Origin of the sequence: Nocardia blacklockiae, assembly GCF_015477355.1 — a bacterium.
GTDB lineage: Bacteria > Actinomycetota > Actinomycetes > Mycobacteriales > Mycobacteriaceae > Nocardia > Nocardia blacklockiae.
In genome coordinates this window covers 117,306-137,632 of record NZ_JADLRJ010000008.1, presented here as the reverse complement: position 1 = coordinate 137,632, position 20,327 = coordinate 117,306, and the positions used below count along the sequence as shown (strand labels likewise).

19 protein-coding genes are annotated in these 20,327 nt (G+C 71.7%); 7 read left to right on the top strand and 12 right to left on the bottom strand.

Features of this window, described 5'->3' with window-relative positions:
- Nucleotides 1–3: 3 nt before the first annotated feature.
- The 5 genes from IU476_RS23935 to IU476_RS23915 form a co-directional block, all read right to left on the bottom strand.
- The gene (locus IU476_RS23935; protein ID WP_195103617.1) at nucleotides 4–1,569 is read right to left on the bottom strand and encodes an MFS transporter; all 1,566 of its coding nucleotides are present in this window, start codon (nucleotides 1,567–1,569) and stop codon (nucleotides 4–6) included.
- Between the two features lie 15 nt (nucleotides 1,570–1,584).
- The gene (locus IU476_RS23930; RefSeq protein WP_195103615.1) at nucleotides 1,585–2,160 is read right to left on the bottom strand and encodes an MTB12 C-terminal domain-containing protein; all 576 of its coding nucleotides are present in this window, start codon (nucleotides 2,158–2,160) and stop codon (nucleotides 1,585–1,587) included.
- A gap of 47 nt (nucleotides 2,161–2,207) precedes the next feature.
- Entirely contained in the window at nucleotides 2,208–4,298 is a 2,091-nt protein-coding gene (locus IU476_RS23925) for a bifunctional phosphatase PAP2/O-acyltransferase family protein (protein ID WP_195103613.1), read from the bottom strand.
- A 54-nt stretch (nucleotides 4,299–4,352) separates the two neighbouring features.
- Complete coding sequence (locus IU476_RS23920; RefSeq protein ID WP_195103611.1) at nucleotides 4,353–5,312, bottom strand: DMT family transporter; 960 nt, start codon at nucleotides 5,310–5,312, stop codon at nucleotides 4,353–4,355.
- Between the two features lie 71 nt (nucleotides 5,313–5,383).
- Nucleotides 5,384–6,370, bottom strand: a complete 987-nt coding sequence (locus IU476_RS23915) for a glycine betaine ABC transporter substrate-binding protein (protein ID WP_195103609.1) — start codon at nucleotides 6,368–6,370, stop codon at nucleotides 5,384–5,386.
- 148 nt (nucleotides 6,371–6,518) lie between these two features.
- Here IU476_RS23915 and IU476_RS23910 point away from each other — a divergent pair, with 148 nt between their 5' ends.
- Genes IU476_RS23910 through IU476_RS23895 form a run of 4 tightly spaced genes read left to right on the top strand, consistent with a single transcriptional unit; the run spans nucleotide 6,519 to nucleotide 10,052 of the window.
- Nucleotides 6,519–7,490 (top strand): ABC transporter substrate-binding protein, encoded by a 972-nt coding sequence (locus IU476_RS23910; protein ID WP_438944057.1) that lies wholly within the window; start codon nucleotides 6,519–6,521, stop codon nucleotides 7,488–7,490.
- Between the two features lie 6 nt (nucleotides 7,491–7,496).
- Nucleotides 7,497–8,648, top strand: coding sequence for an ABC transporter ATP-binding protein (locus IU476_RS23905; protein ID WP_195103607.1), 1,152 nt, complete (start codon nucleotides 7,497–7,499; stop codon nucleotides 8,646–8,648).
- Nucleotides 8,649–8,676: 28 nt separating this feature from the next.
- The gene (locus IU476_RS23900; RefSeq protein WP_195103605.1) at nucleotides 8,677–9,372 is read left to right on the top strand and encodes an ABC transporter permease; all 696 of its coding nucleotides are present in this window, start codon (nucleotides 8,677–8,679) and stop codon (nucleotides 9,370–9,372) included.
- Nucleotides 9,369–10,052 carry an ABC transporter permease gene (locus IU476_RS23895; RefSeq protein ID WP_195103603.1) on the top strand — a complete coding sequence of 228 codons (684 nt, stop codon included), beginning with the start codon at nucleotides 9,369–9,371 and terminating at the stop codon, nucleotides 10,050–10,052. Before IU476_RS23900 ends, IU476_RS23895 begins: the two co-directional genes overlap by 4 nt.
- Before the next feature lie 87 nt (nucleotides 10,053–10,139).
- On the opposite strand, the gene IU476_RS23890 is transcribed toward IU476_RS23895, so the two are convergent.
- The 4 genes from IU476_RS23890 to IU476_RS23875 form a co-directional block, all read right to left on the bottom strand.
- Entirely contained in the window at nucleotides 10,140–11,351 is a 1,212-nt protein-coding gene (locus IU476_RS23890) for an NAD(P)-dependent malic enzyme (RefSeq protein ID WP_195103601.1), read from the bottom strand.
- A gap of 544 nt (nucleotides 11,352–11,895) precedes the next feature.
- Nucleotides 11,896–13,500, bottom strand: coding sequence for an FAD-binding protein (locus IU476_RS23885; protein WP_324194243.1), 1,605 nt, complete (start codon nucleotides 13,498–13,500; stop codon nucleotides 11,896–11,898).
- 51 nt (nucleotides 13,501–13,551) lie between these two features.
- A complete protein-coding gene (locus IU476_RS23880) occupies nucleotides 13,552–13,800 on the bottom strand; it encodes a hypothetical protein (RefSeq protein ID WP_324194242.1) in 249 nt (82 codons plus the stop codon).
- 52 nt (nucleotides 13,801–13,852) lie between these two features.
- Nucleotides 13,853–14,707, bottom strand: a complete 855-nt coding sequence (locus tag IU476_RS23875; protein WP_195103966.1) for a PHP domain-containing protein — start codon at nucleotides 14,705–14,707, stop codon at nucleotides 13,853–13,855.
- An 89-nt stretch (nucleotides 14,708–14,796) separates the two neighbouring features.
- Between IU476_RS23875 and IU476_RS23870 the strand changes: the two genes are divergently transcribed.
- The gene (locus tag IU476_RS23870; RefSeq protein ID WP_195103596.1) at nucleotides 14,797–15,873 is read left to right on the top strand and encodes a magnesium and cobalt transport protein CorA; all 1,077 of its coding nucleotides are present in this window, start codon (nucleotides 14,797–14,799) and stop codon (nucleotides 15,871–15,873) included.
- 122 nt (nucleotides 15,874–15,995) lie between these two features.
- On the opposite strand, the gene IU476_RS23865 is transcribed toward IU476_RS23870, so the two are convergent.
- The 3 genes from IU476_RS23865 to IU476_RS23855 form a co-directional block, all read right to left on the bottom strand.
- A complete protein-coding gene (locus IU476_RS23865; RefSeq protein ID WP_195103595.1) occupies nucleotides 15,996–16,571 on the bottom strand; it encodes a suppressor of fused domain protein in 576 nt (191 codons plus the stop codon).
- Between the two features lie 3 nt (nucleotides 16,572–16,574).
- Complete coding sequence (locus IU476_RS23860) at nucleotides 16,575–17,066, bottom strand: YflT domain-containing protein (RefSeq protein WP_195103594.1); 492 nt, start codon at nucleotides 17,064–17,066, stop codon at nucleotides 16,575–16,577.
- 246 nt (nucleotides 17,067–17,312) lie between these two features.
- A complete protein-coding gene (locus IU476_RS23855) occupies nucleotides 17,313–18,290 on the bottom strand; it encodes an HpcH/HpaI aldolase/citrate lyase family protein (protein WP_195103593.1) in 978 nt (325 codons plus the stop codon).
- A gap of 52 nt (nucleotides 18,291–18,342) precedes the next feature.
- On the opposite strand from IU476_RS23855, the gene IU476_RS23850 reads away from it, so the two are divergent.
- Both IU476_RS23850 and IU476_RS23845 read left to right on the top strand, forming a co-directional pair.
- Nucleotides 18,343–19,668, top strand: a complete 1,326-nt coding sequence (locus IU476_RS23850) for a magnesium transporter MgtE N-terminal domain-containing protein (protein ID WP_195103592.1) — start codon at nucleotides 18,343–18,345, stop codon at nucleotides 19,666–19,668.
- The gene (locus tag IU476_RS23845) at nucleotides 19,665–20,249 is read left to right on the top strand and encodes a DUF1003 domain-containing protein (RefSeq protein ID WP_195103590.1); all 585 of its coding nucleotides are present in this window, start codon (nucleotides 19,665–19,667) and stop codon (nucleotides 20,247–20,249) included. The genes IU476_RS23850 and IU476_RS23845 overlap by 4 nt, the downstream gene beginning before the upstream one ends.
- Nucleotides 20,250–20,327: the final 78 nt, after the last annotated feature.

Sequence of the window (20,327 nt, the reverse complement as noted above, 5' to 3'; positions counted from 1 at the left end):
CGTTCAGCTTTCGTACTCGTAACCCGAGCGATCTCCGGCCCGGTACGCCGAGAGCAGCGTCAGCGCCGCCGCCAGCAGCATCAGCACGCCCGAAACCAGCAGTGCCACATCGAGTCCGCGGTGGAAGGCGGCGTAGGTGGCGTGAATGACCTGGTCCACGATCGGGCCGTAGGCCGCCGACGCGGACGGGTCGCCGCCCTCGGGCACGTTGCCGGTCTTGATCGCGTCGATGACGATGGCCTGGAAGTTCGCCGGGATGTCGAGTTCGTTCAGCCGCCGCACCAGATCGTCGTCGAGGAAGGAGTTCACCAGCGAGCCGAGCACGGCCACGCCGACGACCGCGCCGACCTGGCGCACGGTGTTGGTCGCGGCGGCGGCCATGCCCGAGTGCTCGGCGGGCACCCCGGACAGCACCGCGGAGGTCAGCGGCACCACGGCGATGCCGAAGCCGAGCCCCGCGACCGTCAGGGCCAGCGCCAGCGGCGTGAATTCGACTGTGACGCCCAGGCATTCGCGGGCCAGCAGGATCCCGGCGGCGCCCAGCACGCACCCGGTGATCATCGGCGTCCGCGAGCCGCGCAGCGCCACCCAGAACCCGGCGATCAGCGCGCCGAGGATGATCGCCGCGGCCATCGGCGCGAACAGCGCGGCCGTGCGCGCGCCCGAATAGCCGATCACCTCTTGGAGATACAGGGCGGTGAAGAAGAAGATCGAGAAGATGCCGAAGTAGACGGCGAAGGCGACGATCAGCGCGCCGCGCACCAGCGGCAGTCGCAGATAGCGAAAGTCGAACATCGGATTGCGCGCCCGCGTCTCGACGACCAGGAAGCCGACGAACGCGACCGCGCCGACGGCGAACAGGGCCAGCACCGACGCGGCGTCGTATCCCAGCTCCTCCCCCGAGATCCCGGCGTAGATCACGCAGCCGAGAAACGTTGCGCCCAGCACGAATCCGGCCCAGTCGACCGGGCCCGGCCGCGGGTCGGCGCTCTCCGGCACGTACCGCAGCGCGGCCGCCAGCACGAGGACGCCGACGATCAGGTTGAACCAGAAGATCGACGGCCAGCCGAACGCGCCGACGAGCAGCCCGCCGAGCACCGGCCCGGCCGCCAGCGCCAGCCCCGACACCGCCGCCCACGCGCCCAGCGCCTTGGCTCGCGCGCCCCGGTCGGGATAGATGTGCCGCAGCACCGACAGCGTGCCGGGCTCCGAGGCGGCCGCGCCCAGCCCCATCACCCCGCGCCCCGCGATCAGCACCGCCACGCTGCCCGCCGTCGCCGACAGCACCGAGCCGACGCAGAAGATCACCAGCCCGGCCACCATCACCCGCTTGCGCCCCCACCGATCCCCGAGCGATCCCGCCGTGAGCATCACACTCGCGAACACCAGCGTGTAGGCATTGACCACCCACTGCAACGAGGTCACCCCGGCATGCAGATCCGACTGGATGTCACCGAGCGCGACGCTGACGATCGTGGTGTCCAGGAAGGTCACGAACAGCACCGCGGTGAGCGTCGCCAGCGCGACATTCGGCCGGGCGGCGCGGGTTTCGGCGCTCGGGGCGGTCATGATTGTCCCGGCGGGTCAGGGGGTCGGCGCGGGAGTGGTGGGTGCTCCGGTGGCGGACGGCGCGGGGATGGGCGGCCCCGAGGTGGGCGCGGGCTGGCCGGTGATGGAGGTCGTGGTTGCGCAGATCGGGGGTGGGTTGCCCTGCAAGGTCAGGAGGGCGCAGAAGGTGGCGGCGGTGACCTTCCAGGTGCCGTCCTGGTAGATCGCCGAGCCCTGCTGGTTCGCGAGGGCGGGTTTGCCGCCCATCAGGATGGTGTAGGTGACGTCGGCGTGGTCGGTGCCGGTGCTGGCCACGCCCGAGACGGTCGCGGTGGTGGCCTTGGACATCGGCGAGTCGGCCTGGGCGTTGATCGTGTCGGCGAAGGCCTTGCCGTTCTCCAGTACGGCCATCTTCTGGTCGGCGTCGGTGCCGCCGTCGAAGAAACGCTCGTAGCTGCGGGTGACCGCCTCGGTGACCGACGGCGGACCGGTGGTTCCCGCCGCGTCGGACTCGTCGTCGGCACCGCCGCAGGCCGCGACGGCCGACAGGATCGTCAGCGCACCGGCGGCGAGCAGCGCCGCGGCTCGGGTGCACATGCCCCGGTCGAACATGCCCCGCCTCCCTCGATGGGTTTGGACGGCTTGATCGTCGGCCCAGACTACTCGCGAGAACGTACCGGCGGGACCGTATCGCCGACCACGCCCGGCGTGTCCAATTCGGCCAGCACCCTGGGCAACTCGGCGGCGAACGCCACCGGATCCAGCAGCGCCGGATCGGCCGAGATCCCGATGCCCAGCACGCCGTGCCAGCTGAGCACGCCCGCGACGAGTGGCACGCCCGGCGCGGACGGCAGGATCGGGAACACCTGCGCGATCGGCAGGTCGGCGAAGGTCAGGTCGCCGTCGGGACCGGCCATGTTCGACACGATGGCGTGGAAGAAGTTGCCGCCGTAGACGTTTCGGGCGAACCACCCGACCGCCGGTTCGGGCAGCAGCCGCAGGCCGGTCGCCATGACGAAATGCGAGGCCAGCGCCCGGGTTCCGCTGTGCAGGCGGGCGCTGCGGGCGCGGATGTCGGCCAGTAGCTCGGCGGGCGCGGCGGGGGTGAACGGCACGTCGGTCATCACCGCGGCGGTGAGGTTGCCCTCGGCGGCCGACGACGGTTCGCGGACCATGAGCGGCACCGCCACCCGCAGCCGGTCGCGCAGCGGGCCGGCCCAGTCCGGCCGCATCCGCCGCAATGCGCAGACCATGACGGTGAGCAGCACGTCGGTGACCCGCGCCTGACGCGAACGCGCCACCGCGCGAACGGTTTCCAGATCCAGCCCGGCCACCGCGAAGGCGCGCCGCGGGGAACCGGCGGGCAGCCGCCCGGCGGGACGCGCATCGGTCGCGAGCTGTGCGAACCCGGTCGCCGTCCCCGCCGCCGTCGCGACCCGGCCGGGCCCGCGCCGCTCGCCGACCGCCAGTTCGACCCGGGGCCGCAGCAGGCGCAGCGCCTGCACCACCGTTCCCACCCCGTCCGCCACGGTGTGATGCAGCAGCAACACCACACCCACCACGCCGACCGTCCGCTCCCGCACCAGCACCAGCCGCCACAGCGGCCGATCCCGCGGCAGCGCCTCCCCCGCGAGTTCCGTTACCACGCAAGCGATCTCGTCCGCCCACGCCCCGCCCTCCGCGGCCACCGACGCCCCCGACCGCGACGCGTCCTCCGCACCCCACGACCCACCCTCCGCGGCCACTGTGTCGGTGTCGGGTGAATCCGGCGGTGGCACAGTGGTATCGGCGTCGATGACGCGTTCTGTCACGTGCCAGTTCCAGTCGATGTCCGCGTCCATCCAGCGGGCGCGGCGGAAGTGGCCGCCGAGGCGCAGGCGTTGGCGGAAGCGGGGCAGGTGGGCGAGTTCGGCGCGGACCAGGTCGCGGACCCGGTCGAGGGTGGGGCCGCCGTCGGGGGCCGGGCGTAGCACCACCATGCCGCCGACCTGCTGCGGTATTCCGGCGTCCTCGACATGGAGGAAGAACGCGTCGGCCGGCGGCACCACCGGCGCCCGCGCGTACCAGCGGTCGACCAGCACCATGGCCGCCGCCACGAAACCGGCGGCGATGACGGCGTCGATCACGAAGTGGTTCGCGGTGGCGACGATGACGTACAGCGTCACCAGCACGTGCAGCGCGCTGAGCAGCTGCACCAGCACGCCCCCGGCGATGCGCGCCAGCACCACGCTCACCCACAGCGCCCAGCCCACGTGCAGCGACGGCACCGCCGCCAGCTGATTGCTGCCGTCCACCATCGGTGTGCCCCACGAACCCCAGGTGCCGCCGGTGACGACCGTGTCGACGAAACCCAGGTCCGGCAGCAGCCGCGGCGGCGTCACCGGATAGACCGCGAAGCATGCGATGGCGAGCAGGTTCAGCAGCAGGAACGAGTCCCGCGCCCGCGGATAGTCGGCGGTCCTGCGGAAATACATCCAGAACAGCAGCACGAACGCGGTCACGATGTAGGTGAAGGCGTACTCGTAGTTCGCGAGGGTCGCGAGCCACTCGTGCGCCGCCAGCCACCGGTTCAGCGACAGCTCCACATCGAGGTGCAGCCACTGCTCGAGCTCGAACAGCGAGCGCGCGTGCCGGTCGGCCGCGACCCGCCGCTCCGGGCTGTGCAGCGTATCGACGAGGAGATACAGCCCGAACACGGCCAGCCCGACCGCGATGTCCCGCCACAGGGCGGGCCGCGAGGGATTGCCCACGAAACCGTAATAACACAGCGGCACGGCCACGGTGCCCCGGCGCGTCGCGAGTCGTCAGCGCCTTCCGTCGGGCGAACTCCCGGGTGCCGTTGCGTCTCCGGTGCGCAGCGAACAGTCGTCGTAGTCGGGAGCGTCGGCGCTGTCGTAGAAGGCCTGCGCGAGCGGCGAGTGCGCGAGTCCGGCGATGCCCCAGGCCATCAGCGCGCCTGCGCCCGCGATCCCCGCCAGCGCCCCGGCATCGAGGGGAATGGTGACCCGGAACGCGAGAATGCCGACGAGGTAGCTGGTCACGGGGTTGGTGACGCTCATCGCGGCGATCGCCCACGGCAGCGGGCCCGCGGCGAAGGCGGCCTGTTCGAGCAGCAGTCCGCTCAGCGTGGACAGCGCCAGCAGGTAACCCGGCCAGTCCACCGCCGTGGCCGGCACGCCGCGGTGCAGCAGGTCCTCGGTGGTGAGTTTCATGAACACCGCGCTCATCGCGAAGCAGATGCCCGCGGCCACCGCGACCAGGTTGGCGGCGACGCGGATCGAACAGCGCGTGCTCGCGGCGGCCAGCACCACGACCAGCCCGGCGGCCGACACCGTCGCCAGCAGCACCCGCGAGCGCTCGGGATCACCCGACAGCGGCGCGGCGCCCTCGACACTGAACAGCACCGCCAGCCCCGCGCAGACCAGCAGCGCGTAGAACAGGTCGCGACGCAGCGGCCGCCGGTGCCGACCTGCCGCCTCCAGCGGCACCGCGAACAACAGCTGGGTGGACATCAGCGGCTGCACCGCCGCCACCGACCCGATCTGCAACGCCGCGGCCTGGGTGAGGAAACCGGTGAGATTCGTCAGCCAGCCCCGCAGCCAGGTCGGGCTCCGCAGCAGCCGCCGCATCAGCATCGTCAGCCCCGGCACCCGTGCGGCCCGCGGTTGTTCCGCCACGACCGCGCGCGCCGCGCGCTGCTGCAGGAACCCGGCCAAGGCGAAGAGGAACGCGGCCAGCACTCCCAGTACGACTACCAAGATCATGCGGACCCCCGGGTAGGCGGCGATCTCTCTCCGACTTTACGCCCGCCCGCGGGTCCGCCCCCGCGGCGTGTTCACAGGTCGTGGGCGTCGAGCCAGGACCGCGCCAGCTCCGCGGCCGGGGTGTGCTCGTCGCGCAGGCGGCGGACGTACTCGGTGAGTTCGGCCGTGGTGAGCTCGCCGGCGACCTTGTTGAGCTGCTTGATCTGGCGGGCGCTGAGGGCCCCCTTGCGGAACAGCGGCAGCACGCTCTGCGCGCGGAAGGCGTAGTCGGGGTCGGCGATCGGGACGAGATCGCCCACGCCGCCGGGCAGCAGGGCCGCCGGGGCGGTCAGCACGCCCGCCTGAACGTGCCCGTCCTGCAACGCTTTTCGCAGCTCCGAGTCGTTCGGGTAGACCGAGTGATGGACGATGTCGCAGCCGTAGGCCGTGCGCAGCGGGTCGAGCACGTCGCGCTGCGGGTCGCGCGGCGGGCGCAGCGGATCCAGTTCGCCGCCGGTGGCGATGCCGACGGTCAGTTCGCCGCAGTGCGGGCCCAGTTCCGCCAGCGAGTCGGGGAACCGCTGGGCGTGCGCGGGGGCGAGGACGAAGGCCGGGCGCAGATCGGTGCCGTCGGCGATGTCGGACACGGCCAGGCCCTCGGGCAGGGCGCGGCTGACCCCGTCCGAGACGTCGGGCGCGGGCTTATCCCGCTCGGCGGGTCCGGCCGTGGTGGTGACGGCCGCCGCGGCGAGCTTGTCGGGCAGCCGCGCCCGCGATCCCGAGTCCAGCGCGCTCAGCAGATCACCGCTGTCGTCGGCGACCAGTTGCACCGTGCCCGCGTCCAGCGCCGCCAGATAGTCCCCGCGCCCGCCGAGCCGCGGGCGGGTGACGGTGTGCGCGCCGGAGCGCGCCAGCGCGCCCGCATAGATTTCCGCCATCAACTCGGACTGCGCGGAATCGCCCGCGCCCACCGCGAGCGGCGTCTCGGCGCCGCCGTCCGAACAGGAAACGACCAGCCCGGCGGCCAGCACCGCGATCATCGCGCGGGCCGACATCCGCACCGATGCGGCCAACTCCATCCGGCGACACCCACTCCCGATAGATAGTAAGAACGACACGCGGCTGACAGTATTGACAGCCAGTGGGTGGCCGTCCCGCAGACGAATCGTAGTCGGAGCGTGCGACGATCCACCCGCCAGCGCCCCGCGCCGTCGGAAGGACCCTGCCGTGCACCCCACCAACTCCCCCGCGCGCCGCCGCACCGCCGTGCGCCTGCTCGCCACCGCCGCCGCCCTCGCCGCCGCGACGGCACTGACGGCATGTGGCGGCAGCGACCCGCTGTCCAGCGGTTCCGGCGGCTGCGACAGCGACACCAACAAGATCACCGTCGGCTCGGCCAACTTCCCGGAGTCCGAGACCGTCGCCGACGTCTACGCGGAGGCGTTGCGCGCCAACGGTTTCGCCATCGACACCAAGCTGAACATCGGCAGCCGCGAGGCCTACATCCCGGCGCTGCGCGACTGCTCGATCGGCCTGACCCCCGAATACACCGGCAATCTGCTGCAGTACCTGGACAAGTCGGCCACCGCGACCGCCGCCGACCAGGTGAACCAGGCCCTGACAACGGCGCTCGGCGACCAGCTCGCGATGGGAACCCCGGCGCCCGGGGAGGATTCCGACGCCGTGGTGGTCACCCGGGCCACCGCCGACAAGTGGAACCTGCGCACCATCGCCGATCTCGCCCCGCACTCGGCGGAGGTGAGTTTCGGTGCGCCCGCGGAATTCGCCGAACGTCCCGGCGGCCTGCCGGGGCTGAAGACCAACTACGGACTCGACGTCGCCAAGGACAAGTTCGTCCCGATCGGCGACGGCGGCGGCCCGGCGACCGTGCGCGCGCTGACCTCCGGCCAGGTCACCGCGGCCAATATCTTCACCACCTCACCGGCCATCAAGGAGAACGACCTCGTGGTGCTCGCGGACCCGAAGCACAACTTCCCCGCCCAGAACGTGGTGCCGGTGTTCAACGCGAAGAAGAAGTCGGACAAGGCGGCCGCGGTGCTGGCGGCGGTGTCGGCGAAACTGACCACGGCCGAACTGATCTCGCTCAACCAGGCGGTCTCCGGCACCACCAAGACCGAGCCCGCGGCGGCGGCGAAGGCGTGGGTCGCCGCGCAGGGCCTCGACAAGCCGACCGGATAGCGACCCGTGGCCGATATCGAATTCCGCGGCGTCACCAAGACGTATCCGGACGGGACCACCGCCGTCACCGACTTGGATCTGCGCATCGACTCCGGGTCGTTCACCGTCTTCGTGGGTCCGTCCGGATGCGGCAAGACCACCTCGATGCGCATGATCAACCGGATGATCGTGCCTACCTCGGGCACCATCACCGTTGCCGGGGAAAACATTTCGACGGTCGACCCGGTGCGGCTGCGGCTCGGTATCGGCTACGTGATCCAGAACGGCGGCCTGCTGCCGCACCGCACCGTGCTCGACAATGTCGCCACCGTCCCGGTGCTGCGCGGCCGGGGCCGCCGCGCCGCCCGGCGCGACGCGTTCGAGGTGCTCGACCGGGTGGGCCTGGATCGCGGTCTGGCGCACCGGTATCCGGCGCAGCTGTCGGGCGGGCAGCAGCAGCGCGTCGGGGTGGCGCGCGCCCTGGCCGCGGACCCGCCGATCCTGTTGATGGACGAGCCGTTCAGTGCCGTCGACCCGGTGGTGCGCGAGGAGTTGCAGGCCGAGATGCAGCGCCTGCAGGCGGAACTGCGCAAGACCATCGTGTTCGTCACCCACGACATCGACGAGGCGATCAAGCTGGGCGACCGCATCGCGGTGTTCGGGCGCGGCGGCGTGTTGCAGCAGTACGACTCGCCCGCGCGGATATTGGCCCAGCCCGCAACGGATTTCGTGGCCGACTTCGCCGGGCGCGACCGCGGCTACCGGGGCCTGTCGTTCCGCAGCGCGAAAGACGTTGCCCTGCACGGCATCCGGGCCGCCACCGCCGAGGAGGTTGCCGAGCTGCACCTGGCGGCGGGCGAGTGGGTGCTGGTGGTGGACGCGGCCCGCCGCCCGCTCGGCTGGGTCGATGTAACCGGGGTCGAGGGCGTGCGCGCCGGACACGCGCTGTCCGACAGCATGTCCGCAGGCGGGTCGCTGTTCGCGCCCGGCGGCGATCTGCGCCAGGCGCTCGACGCCGCCATCTCGTCGCCGTCGGGAGTCGGTGTGGCCGTGGACGACTCGGGCGCGGTGCGCGGCGGTCTGGTCGCCACCGAGATCATCGACCTGCTGGCCCGCCAGCGCGCGGGCGAGGACGCCGACCGCAACCGGCACTTCTTCGAGACCGAGGAGGCGCGGTGACCGCGCCGGAGCCGGCGGGGAGGCGGCCGTGCGGTACCTGATCGACAACTTCGCCGAGATCGCGGGATTCGCGCGCACCCACCTCGCGCTGGCGCTGGTGCCGCTGCTGATCGGCCTCGTGATCGCCGTGCCGGTCGGCACGCTGATCCGGCGCGTGCCCTGGCTGCGGCGGACCGGCGTGACCCTGGCCGGGATCGCCTACACGGTTCCGTCGCTGGCGCTGTTCGTGATCATCCCGCCGCTCGCCGGGATCCCCGCCATCGATCCGCTGAACGTGGTCATCGCGCTGAGCGTCTACTCGGTGGCGCTGCTGGTGATCGCGGTGCCGGCCGCGCTGGACTCGGTGTCCGCCGCCGTGCTCGACGCCGCCGACGCCATCGGCTACTCCCGGCCGCGCCGCGCGCTGACGGTCGAATTCCCTTTGGCGCTCCCGGTTTTCGTGGCGAACCTGCGGGTCGTCGCGGTCACGAACATCTCGATGGTGACCGTCGGCGCGCTGATCGGCGTGGGCGGGCTCGGCAAGCTGTTCACCCAGGGCTACCAGCGCGACTACCCGGACGAGATCGTCGCCGGGATCATCGTGGTGCTGGTGCTGGCGTTGCTCGTGGACCGGGTGCTGTTCCTGCTCGGCCGGTGGTGCACGCCGTGGCTGCGGACCACGCGGCCCACCCTGGCGCGGCGGCTGCGCGTCGCCGTCGATCCGGCGAAAGGCGCAGGGGCGTGAACCTTTTCACCGATGCCTGGCGCTATCTCACCGACGCCGCGAACTGGGGCGGCCCCGCCGGGATCGACCACCGGCTGCTGGAGCACCTCTGGTACAGCTTCCTGGCCGTCGCGCTGTCGGCGGTGATCGCCGTGCCGGTCGGCCTGCTCATCGGCCACACCCGGCGCGGCGCGGCCCTGATCGTCGGCTTCGCCAACGCCATGCGCGCGCTGCCCACCCTGGGGCTGCTCACCTTCGTGGTGCTGCTGCTCGGACTCGGGCTGATCCCGCCGCTGCTCGCGCTGGTCACCGTCGGCATCCCGCCGCTGCTCGCGGGCGCCTACGCCGGAATCGCCAACGTGGATCCGGACGTGGTCGACGCCTCCCGCGCGATGGGGATGACCGAACGCCAGGTGCTGCTGCGCGTGGAGGTGCCCAATGCCCTCCCGGTGCTGTTGACCGGATTGCGCTCGGCCACTTTGCAAGTCGTCGCGACCGCCACCATCGCCGCCTACGTGAACCTCGGCGGCCTGGGCCGCTACATCTTCGACGGCATCAGCCTCTACAAATACGACCGCGTGCTGGTCGGCGCTCTACTCGTCGCCGCACTGGCCCTCGCACTGGACGGATTGCTCGCCTTCGTAGTGTGGGCCAGCGCCCCCGGCACCGGCCGCCTCCGCCGCCACCCCAACACCGATTGACTCCCGTGCCACCGGCTACCGGCCCCAGGCGCGCGAAAGGCGCTCGTCCGCCATTGCACGAGCGCCTTCGACTACTGAAAGTGACTGTTACGCAACGCCTTCCGCACGCGCGGTGGCGGCGACGGCCTCGGCCACCGCCGGCGCGACCCGCGGGTCCAGGGGGCTCGGGATGATCTTGTCGGGGGCCAGCTCGTCGGCCACCACGCTGAAGATCGCGTTGGCCGCGGCCACCTTCATGCCCTCGGTGATCCGGCGGGCGCCCGCGTCCAGCGCACCCTTGAACACGCCGGGGAACGCCAGCACGTTGTTGATCTGGTTGGGGAAGTCGCTGCGGCCGGTGGCCACCACGGCGGCGTACTTGTGCGCCACCTCTGGGTGGATCTCCGGGTCCGGGTTGGACATCGCGAACACGACCGAATCCGGCGCCATCGAGGCGATCAGGTCCTCGGCGATGGTGCCCGCCGACAGGCCCAGGAACACATCCGCTCCGGACATCGCCTCGGCCGGGCCGCCGGACAGCGCGCGCGGGTTGGTGCGCTGCGCCAGGTCCGCCTTCACCGAGTTGAGGTCGCCGCGGTCCCGGCTCACGATGCCGCGCGAGTCCAGCACCACGATGTCGGAGACGCCCGCCGCCAGCAGGATGTTGGTGCACGCCACACCGGCCGCGCCGGCGCCGGACACCACCACCTTCATGCCCGAGATGTCGCGGCCGAGCACCTTGGCCGCGCCGTTGAGGGCGGCGAGCACCACGATGGCGGTGCCGTGCTGGTCGTCGTGCATGACCGGGCAGTCCAGCGCCTCGACGACGCGGCGCTCGATCTCGAAGCAGCGCGGGGCGGAGATGTCCTCCAGGTTCACCGCGCCGAAGCTCGGGCGCAGCCGGATCAGCGTCTCGACGATCTCGTCGACATCCTTGGTGTCGAGCACCAGCGGGATCGAGTCCAGGCCGGCGAACTTCTTGAACAGCGCGGCCTTGCCCTCCATCACCGGCAGCGACGCGCGCGGGCCGATGTCGCCGAGGCCGAGCACGGCGGTGCCGTCGGAGACGACGACGACCAGACGGTCGGTCCAGGTGTAGCGCTTGGCCAGCTGCTCATCCTTGGCGATGGCGCGGCTGACCTGGGCGACGCCCGGGGTGTAGGCGATGGACAGATCGCGCTGGGTGTCCAGCGGAGCGGCCAGTTCCACCGAGAGCTTGCCCCCGAGATGGCCCGCGAAAATCTCTTCGTGCGTAATGGCGGAGAGGCTGGCCGCATCATTCTCGCGGCTCGCCGTGGCGGCATTCGGTGCGTCAGTCACGGGTGACACGATCTCACTCCTGCTCGGTGGTGGCTAGCCCGGCTGACGGTTACCGCCGGGTATCGGGATTAGGGGTTTTACGGGTTACTCGCAGGGTGCGCGACGCACGCTCGCCGGCGCCGGACCATACCCCGGAGTAGCTATATCGCGGCAAGCCGCACGGGCATGACGGCGTTTCGGTTCACGGGTCGCTGCACGGATCTGTCGAGCGAGAACCGGACGGGTGGGTCCGGGCAATGCAGTGGGGTGATGCGCGATCCGGAGCCGTTCGTCACGGATCGAAGTTCACCGACCGTCCCGGACCGGGCGGTGGCGTCGGCCGGGAATCCGCAACATTCTGCCAGCCGGGGCGGCGGCTTGCCAAATCGCCGCGCGGTGGGTTCTGCCATCTTCCGAGGGTAGCCGCCGCGAATTACCCCTGGGTAAGGGGAAACTCGCAGCTCGGCGGCCGATGAAGGTGAACTGTCGCACCGCCCGAGGCCGGGTCGGTGTGAGGTCGAGACGCCGGTGACGCGCGGTCGTGACCGGCGGCTGCCACAGGCCGCTACGCGGGCGTCAGGTCCGCCCGCTGCGGCGCCTGCCCCGGATCGCACTGCTCCGGCCGCACCCACACCGTCGCCACCCCGCCGGCGCGCAGCCGGACCTGCCAGTCGCCGGCCGGGCCCGGATGGTCGGTGCGCCGATGCATGCCCCGCGTCTCGGTGCGGGCCAGCGCACTGTATTTGGTCCACCGCGCCACCGCCAGCAGCGCCGCCGCCTGGCGGGCGCGGACGCGCTGCGGGCCGCGGCCGCCGAGATCGACCTGGGTGACCGGCCACATGTCGTCGAGTTCGGCGATGCTGTCGCGCAGCGTGCCCGCGTTGCGCCAGTAGCTGCGCCGCAGCGGCAGCGTGTGTTCCTGCACCAGGCCGACGATCGCGCGCGGATCGATGCCCGCCGCCTCGTTGAGGCCCGCACCGGGCGCGGGCCGGGCCCGGTCCGGCGCACCCCGGGAGCCGGCGAACCGCGCCGCACCCGCGCCGGCCCACACCCCCGACGACATCGCCCAGGCCCCGCCCTGCCCGCCGAAGCCCCCGACCGCGCCGGTGACGGGCTCGCGGGTGGTCACGTCACCGGCTCCGAAGAGGCCGGGAACCGTTGTGGCGCAATCGAATCCGGACAGGCGCACGCCACCGGTGCCGCGCACGGTGCCTTCCAGCACGGCCCGCAGCGGGACCCGCACCGGATCGCGGCCCTGCGCGGCGAACCACGGCATCCGCGCCAGCTGTTTGCGCAGCGGGCCGGGAATCTCGTCCAGCGCGGCATACACGCGGCGGCCGTCGGCGAGCGCGGCGAACGCCTCGGCCCGCGAGCCGAGGTCGCCGTCGCCGAGCACCGCGCCGGATTCGTCGTAGAGGGTGGCGAAGTGCAGCGCCAGATCCGGCGCGGGCGCCGGGACCGGGCCGGGCATCTCGTCGGCGACCGCGGCCAGGCCCAGATCGGCGGCCGGCGCGAGGGCGTAGGCGTTGGAGAACTCCATGCCCGACAGTTCCCCGCCGACCTCGGCCGCCATCAGCAGGCCGTCGCCGGTGTCGACGTCGCTGCCCGCGCCGCCCGACAGGAAGGCGCAGCCGCCCGTCGCCAGCACCACCGCCCCAGCGCGCACCGACCACGGGCGGAAATCGTCGCGCAGGCGCACCCCGGACGCGCCGGAAACCACGCCGTCGGAATCGACGAGTAATTGCAGGGCGGGATGGTGGTCGAGAATGCGCACGCCGGCCACGACGAGACTGCGGCGCAGGCGGCCGAGATATCGGGAGCCGTTCAAGCAGACCCGCGACGGGCGCCCGGCCCGTTCACCCGGAAAGCGATATCCCCAGCACACCAGTTGTTCGACCCGCCGATGCGTTTCCGCCAGCACCCGGTGCATCCATTCCGGATCGCCGAGATATTCGCCGTGCTGATAACCGCGCCGCACCGCCTCCTCGCGGGCCGCTCCCGGCGGGATGTGCCACAGGGCCGCAGTGCCTTTCGCGGTCGGGCCGCTGCTGCCGCAGCGGCCCTTGTCGACCAGTACCACGCGGGCTCCGGCGTGTGCGGCGGCGAGCGCGGCCCAGGCCCCGGCGGGGCCTCCGCCGAGTACCAGCACATCGGCCGCTGTCGCACTCACAAAGAAAAATATTCGGCCACAATTCATTCGACCGCAACCGTTACGCGAGGCTCAATTCCACCATTGCGTAACCAACAGGTAACCCGCCGTCACAAAAACGACCGCGGCTCCGAAAAGGGCAACGAAACCCCTACGGCGGTCGGTGAAAATTTGCGCCGCGACCGCCACCGCAGACAGCCCGATATGCCAGCCGAGCATCTCGGCGCCCGGCCCCGGAAACCCGCGCCGGTCGGCCACCAGCGCCGCGCCGATCAACACCAGCGTCAGCATCACCAGGCCGCCGGCCACGACACCGCTCACCGCCCGCAGCACCCTCATCGCGCGGCCTCGCGCTTCGCTCCGTCGCGCCGGTTCACGCCGCGATCACCGGAACCCCGGAGGCCTTGCCCACCAGTTCCTCGAATTGATCGGGCGCGGTGGTGAACCGACCGAGACCGATGGTCTTGTTGGCCCCGTGGTAGTCGGAGGAGCCGGTGACGAACAGGCCCAGCTCCGCGGCCAGCTCGCCCAGCAGGGCGCGGTCGGGGTCGTTGTGGTCGGGGTGGTCGACCTCCAGACCGCCCAGCCCGATCGCGGCCAGGTCGCGGATGTCGTCGAGGGCCAGCAGCCGACCGCGGGTCCGGGCGCGAGCGTGCGCCACCACCGTCACCCCGCCCGCGGCAGCGACCATCTCGACCGCGCGGCGCAGCGGGGTGTCGGCCTTCTCCACGTAGTACCGGCCGCCCGGAGCCAGCAGCTCCACGAAGGCCGCGTCCACGGTCGGTACCACGCCCGCGGCCACCAGGGCGCGAGCCAGGTGCGGGCGCCCGGCCGACGGGCCCGCCGCGGCCAGCACCTCGTCCGGGTCGACGGGCAGGCCGTCGGCGGCCATCCGCGCGGCCATCGTGCGCACCCGCTCGGCGCGTTCGGCGCGCAGCCGCTCGCGCTCCCGGGCGAAGGCGGCGTCGGCGGGGTCGAACAGGTAGGCCAGCAAATGCACGGGCACCGGCCGGCCGTCCTCCCCGAGGCCCACGCACGACATCTCCATCCCGCGCACCAGCGTCAGGCCCGGGGGTAGGGCGTCGGCGGCCGCCGCCCAGCCGGAGGTGGTGTCGTGGTCGGTGATCGCGACCACGTCCAGCCCCGCCGCGGCGGCGTTGCAAACCAGTTCGGCCGGGGTGTCCGTGCCGTCGGAGGCCGTGGAATGGGTATGCAGGTCGATGCGCACCCTGACCATCTTGCCGAACGGCGGTGCGGCGGCGGCCATCAGCGTGCTGCCTCCGGCCCGCGCCGCGGCGGCCGACTAGCATCCAGGCAATGCCGCAGATTCCGCCACTGCCGTCGTTTCGCGCGCGTGCGAAATCCGACCGCCCGCTGCCCCGCATCCCGGTGCCGACCGCGCGGGCCATCATCGACTGCGCGGTCTACGTGGACGGCCACCGGCTGGCGGGCCGGTTCACCCACGCCCAGGCGCTCGCCGAGGTGCGCGAGCGCGGCGCGGGCTTCGTGTGGATCGGGCTGCACGCCCCCGACGAGGCCCAGATGGCCGATGTGGCAGCGACGTTCGGGCTGCACGCGCTGGCGGCCGAGGACGCCGTGCACGCCCGGCAGCGCCCCAAACTGGAACGCTACGACGACGTGCTGTTCCTGGTGCTGCGCACGGTGAAATACGTGGAGCACGACCTGCACGCGGTCAGCGAGATCGTCGAGACCGGCGAGATCATGATCTTCATGGGCCGGGATTTCGTGATCACCGTGCGGCACGGCGACCACACCGGCCTGCACGGCGTCCGCCACGAGCTGGAGGACAACCCGGAGCGCCTGGCACTGGGGCCCGGCGCGGTGCTGCACGCCATCGCCGACCACGTGGTGGACTCCTACCTCTCGGTCACCCAGGAGATCGAGGACGACGTCGAGGAGATGGAGGAGGCGGTCTTCACGCCGCGCACCCGCCTCACCACCGAGGCGGTCTACCAGCTCAAGCGCGAGGTGGTGGAACTGCGCCGCGCGGTGAATCCGCTCTCGATCCCGCTGCAGATGCTCGCGCGCGGCACGGATCTGCCGCTGCCCAAGGAGATTCGGCGCTATCTGCGCGACGTCGCCGACCACCACACCGCGGCCGCCGAGCGCATCAGCGACTTCGACGAACTGCTGAGCGCGCTGATCAACGCCGTGCTGGCGAAGGTGAGCGTGCAGCAGAACACCGACATGCGCAAGATCTCCGCGTGGGTGGCCATCGCGGCGGTGCCGACCATGACCGCCGGCATCTACGGCATGAATTTCGACGTCATGCCAGAATTGCATTGGCGCTACGGCTATCCGATGGTCTGGGCGATCATCCTGGTGGTGTGCGGCGGCCTGCTGTACACCCTGCGCCGCAACCACTGGTTGTAGGCCCCCGCCGTCATCCCGGCATGGTTTTGGCCGGGATCCATTGTGGATCCCGGCCAAAAGCGCGCCGGGATGACGGGTTGCGCGCCGGGATGACGGGGCGCAGGGCGAAAACGGTTGCCGCGCTACAGGTTCGCCGCGCCTCGACCCGGATCGCGGACATCGATCCCCGCCTCCGACCAAGCGTCGCGCAGCGCGCCCGCACCGCGCACCCGGACCCACGCCGCCTCGGTGGCGGTGATCGGCGTGACCGACAGGAACCGCACTGGCTCCGCCGGTTCGGGGAGGGGCACCTCGGGCAGGTCGGCGGCGCCCAGCAGCGCCGCGGTGAACGGCGCGTCGCGCCACAGCGGTTCACCGAGATCCAGCAGCGCGTCCTGTTGCAGCACAACGCCTTCCACGGCGGGCGCGGCGATCAGGATGCCCAGCCCCTTGGCCAGCCCGGCGTGGCCGCCCACGCCGCCGCGCAGCGTCAGCACCAGCTCCGCGCGCGGCCCGCGCTCCGGATCGGCCAGCGCCGCAGTGGGATCGGTCATCGGGTGGCGGGCGCCGCCGAGCGTCACGTAGTGCACGAGATCCCCGTCGGGGATGCGCAGGATCTCGATCGGTTCCAGCCCGAGGAACGTCACCGACGCCGAATCGGCCGCGGACACACCGAAATGCCCGAGCGCCGCGGCCCGGACCTCGCCGAGAACGTCCATCGACTACAGGGCCAGCTTCGCCAGCATGTCGCGGGCCTGCTCGGCGGCCTTGGGCTCGCACAGCACGTCGTAGCGGCCGGCCACCAGCTGCATGGTGGACGCGAAATCGCGCTGCCCGCGGGTGGCGGCGTACGGGATCGAGGTCGAGATGACGCCGAAGATGACACCGCCGACCAGGCCGACCACGAGCGGGCCGAGGGCGCCGCCGGTGGTGAACAGGCTCAGCAGCAGACCCAGGAACAGGCCCAGCCAGGCGCCCGACACCATGCCGCCGCCGATGACCTTGCCCCAGGTCAGCCGGTACAGCACCCGCTCGACCTGCATCAGGTCGACGCCCACGATGGTCACGTTCTCCACCGGGAACTGGTTGTCGGCCAGATAGTCGACCGCCCGCTGCGCCTCGGCGTAGGTCGGATACGACCCGACCGGCCAGCCCGACGGCGGCGTCGGCAGACCCGGCCGATTGCGATTCGCGTTCCCCAACGGATTGGTCATATCACCCATCATGCTAGGTGCGGGGGCATCTCGCGCCCACAAGCCGCAATCCGGCCCGCGTGTCCGAACCCCGCGCGCAGCGTGGGCCCGGCTACCGATCCTCGGCCCGAAACGTCCGGTTCTGCCCTGTGGCAGCGCATTCGCCCGCTACGGCGGCCGAGGGGCGCGGATGCGTGCGGGCGGCGGGGCGCGGCGAGCATCACATCCGCGCGTGGGCGCGTCCGGGTGTGATCCGCCGCGGGCCGGTCAATCCGCCGGCGCGGGCGGCACGAAGCGGGTGGTGCGCCGCATCCCGGCCGCGCGGCCCTTGCCCGCGATCACCTGTGCCATCTTCGCGCTCGCCTCGTCGATCATCTCGTCGCCGAGCATGGCCGCCCCGCGCGCGCCGCCCTCGACCGAGGTGTGGAAGGCGTAGGCGTCGAGGATCTCCTCGGCGCGGTCGTAGTCGGCCTGGCGGGGCGAGAAGATCTCGTTGGCGAGTTCGATCTGGCTCGGGTGCAGCACCCACTTGCCGTCGAAACCCAGTGCGGCCGTGCGGTTCGCGGCCCGGCGGAAACCTTCGGCGTCGCGCACCTGCAGGTAGGGGCCGTCGATCGCCTGCAGTCCGTGCGCGCGGGCGGTGAGCAGGATCGTCATCAGGATGTGGTGGTAGGCGTCGCCGGTGTCGTAGCCCTCGGGCTGCTCGCCCACCACCAGCGTGCGCATATTGATGCTGGCCATGAAGTCCGCCGGGCCGAACACCAGCGTCTGCACCCGCGGGCTGGCCGTGGCGATCTCGTCGATGTTGCGCAGGCCCTGGGCGTTCTCGATCTGCGGTTCGATCGCGATGCGGCCGACCTCGAGCCCGCCCGACTTCTCCAGCTGGGTCAGCAGCAGATCCAGCGCGCGCACCTGGCCGGCGTCGGTCACCTTGGGCAGCAGCAGGGCGTCGAGTTCCGCGCCCGCGCCGTCGACCACGGAGATGACGTCGGCGTAGGTCCACTGGGTGGTCCAGTCGTTGACCCGCACCACCCGGATCTGCTGGCCCCACCCGGGTTCGTTGAGCGCCGCCACGATGTTGGCCCGGGCCGTCGCCTTGGCGCCCGGGGCCACCGCGTCCTCGAGGTCGAGGAAGATCTCGTCGGCCGGCAGGCCCTTGGCCTTCTCGATCATCTTGGGGTTGCTGCCGGGGACGGCGAGCACCGAGCGTCGGGAGGGGGCCAGCCCGGTTCGGCGAGTTGACATGCGCGGCTCCTGGTGTTCGTGATTCGGGCGCTGCACCGCATAGCCTTGCACCATGGCAGCGACGAAGGTCTTCGCCGCCCGGCTGGCGGGCTTGGTGGTGCTGGGTCCGGACGGGGAGTCTATCGGCCGGGTCCGGGACGCGGTGATCTCCATCCGCTACGACCGCCAGCAGCCGCGGGTGCTGGGGCTGCTCGTGGAACTGCCCACGCGCAAGCGGATTTTCGTGCCGATGCTGCGGGTGACGGCGGTCGAGCCCGGCTCGGTGACGCTCAACACCGGCACCGTCAGCCTGCGCCGGTTCGGGCAGCGGCCCGGCGAAATGCTGGCGCTGGCACAGATTCTCGACTCCAAGGTGCGCGTCGAGGATCCGGAACTTCCCGACGTGCAGGGCGTCGACGTGTTCGTCGTCGATCTCGGCATCGAGCAGACCCGCACCCGCGACTGGGTGGTGTCGCGGGTGGCGGTGCGCGGGCATCGCCGCCTGGGCCGCCGGCGCACGGTGCACGTCGTCGACTGGTCCGCCGTGCGCGGCCTGACCCAGCAGGAACTGGATCTGCCGGGCCAGAGCGTCACCGCGCTGCTGGAGCAGTACGAGGGCCTGCGGGCCGCCGACGTCGCGCACCTGATGCGCGGGCTGCCGAAGAAGCGGCGGATCGAACTGGCCCGCGCCCTGGACGACGAGCGACTCGCCGACGTGGTGCAGGAGCTGCCCGACACCGACCAGATCGAGGTGGTCAAGCAGCTGGGCGTCGAGCGCGCGGCGGACGTCATCGAGGCGATGGACCCCGACGACGCCGCCGACCTGCTCGGCGAGCTGCCCACCGGCGAGGCGGAAGCCCTGCTGGCCCTGATGGATCCGGAGGAATCCGAGCCGGTGCGCCGCCTGCTCGAGTACTCCCCCTACACCGCGGGCGGCATGATGACGCCCGCGCCGGTGGTGCTCACCCCCGCCGCCACCGTCGCCGAGGCGCTGGCCCGGGTGCGCGATCCGGACCTGACGCCGGCACTGGCGTCGATGGTGTTCGTGGTGCGCCCGCCGACCGCCACCCCGACCGGCCGCTACCTCGGTTGCGTGCACATCCAGCAGTTGCTGCGGGAGCCGCCCGCGAATCTGGTCGGCGGCATCATCGACAAGGACCTGACCTTCCTGGGCCCCGACAATCCACTGACCGCGGTGACCCGCTACTTCGCCACCTACAACCTGGTCTGCGGCCCGGTGGTGGACGCGGAGAACCACCTGCTCGGCGCGGTCACCGTCGACGACGTCCTCGATCACCTGCTGCCCGAGGACTGGCGCGAGCAGGACGAGGAGCAGGCCGTCCCGATCGGCGCGGAGCCCGGCCCGCGGCCTGCCCAGGGTGAAGGAGAGCGACCGTGACCGAGCGCAGCGAGAAGCCCCGCGGCCGGCTGGAGACGCCGGTGGAGAACCGGTTCCGCTTCGACTTCGACGCGGAGGCGATGGCGCGCAGCAGCGAACGCGTCGCCCGGTTCCTGGGCACCGGGCGCTATCTGGTGCTGCAGACGGTCATCGTGGTGGTGTGGATCGGGCTGAACGTCTTCGCCGTGCGGCTGCGCTGGGATCCGTACCCGTTCATCCTGCTCAATCTGGCCTTCTCCACCCAGGCCGCCTACGCCGCGCCGCTGATCCTGCTGGCGCAGAACCGGCAGGACAACCGGGACCGGGTCGCGCTGGAGGAGGACCGCGCCCGCGCCGCGCAGACCAAGGCCGACACCGAGTTCCTGGCCCGGGAGCTGGCGGCGCTGCGGATCGCGGTGGGCGAGGTCGCCACCCGCGACTATCTGCGCCGAGAGCTCGACGACATCAAGGACGCCCTGGCGCGCCTGGAGCCGAAAACCTCATTGAACGGTGAAGATTCTGTGCCGAGTAGCAAAACGCGGAAGACTACCGACAGAAAGAGGGGTCGAGTACCGATTTCGCCACAAAGCGAAGGCAACTGACCGCAAATATCGATAACAACGAGCTGACCGCCGGGTAACCTGGATCACGTTGCGGGAAGTGACTGACCCAGACAGTAG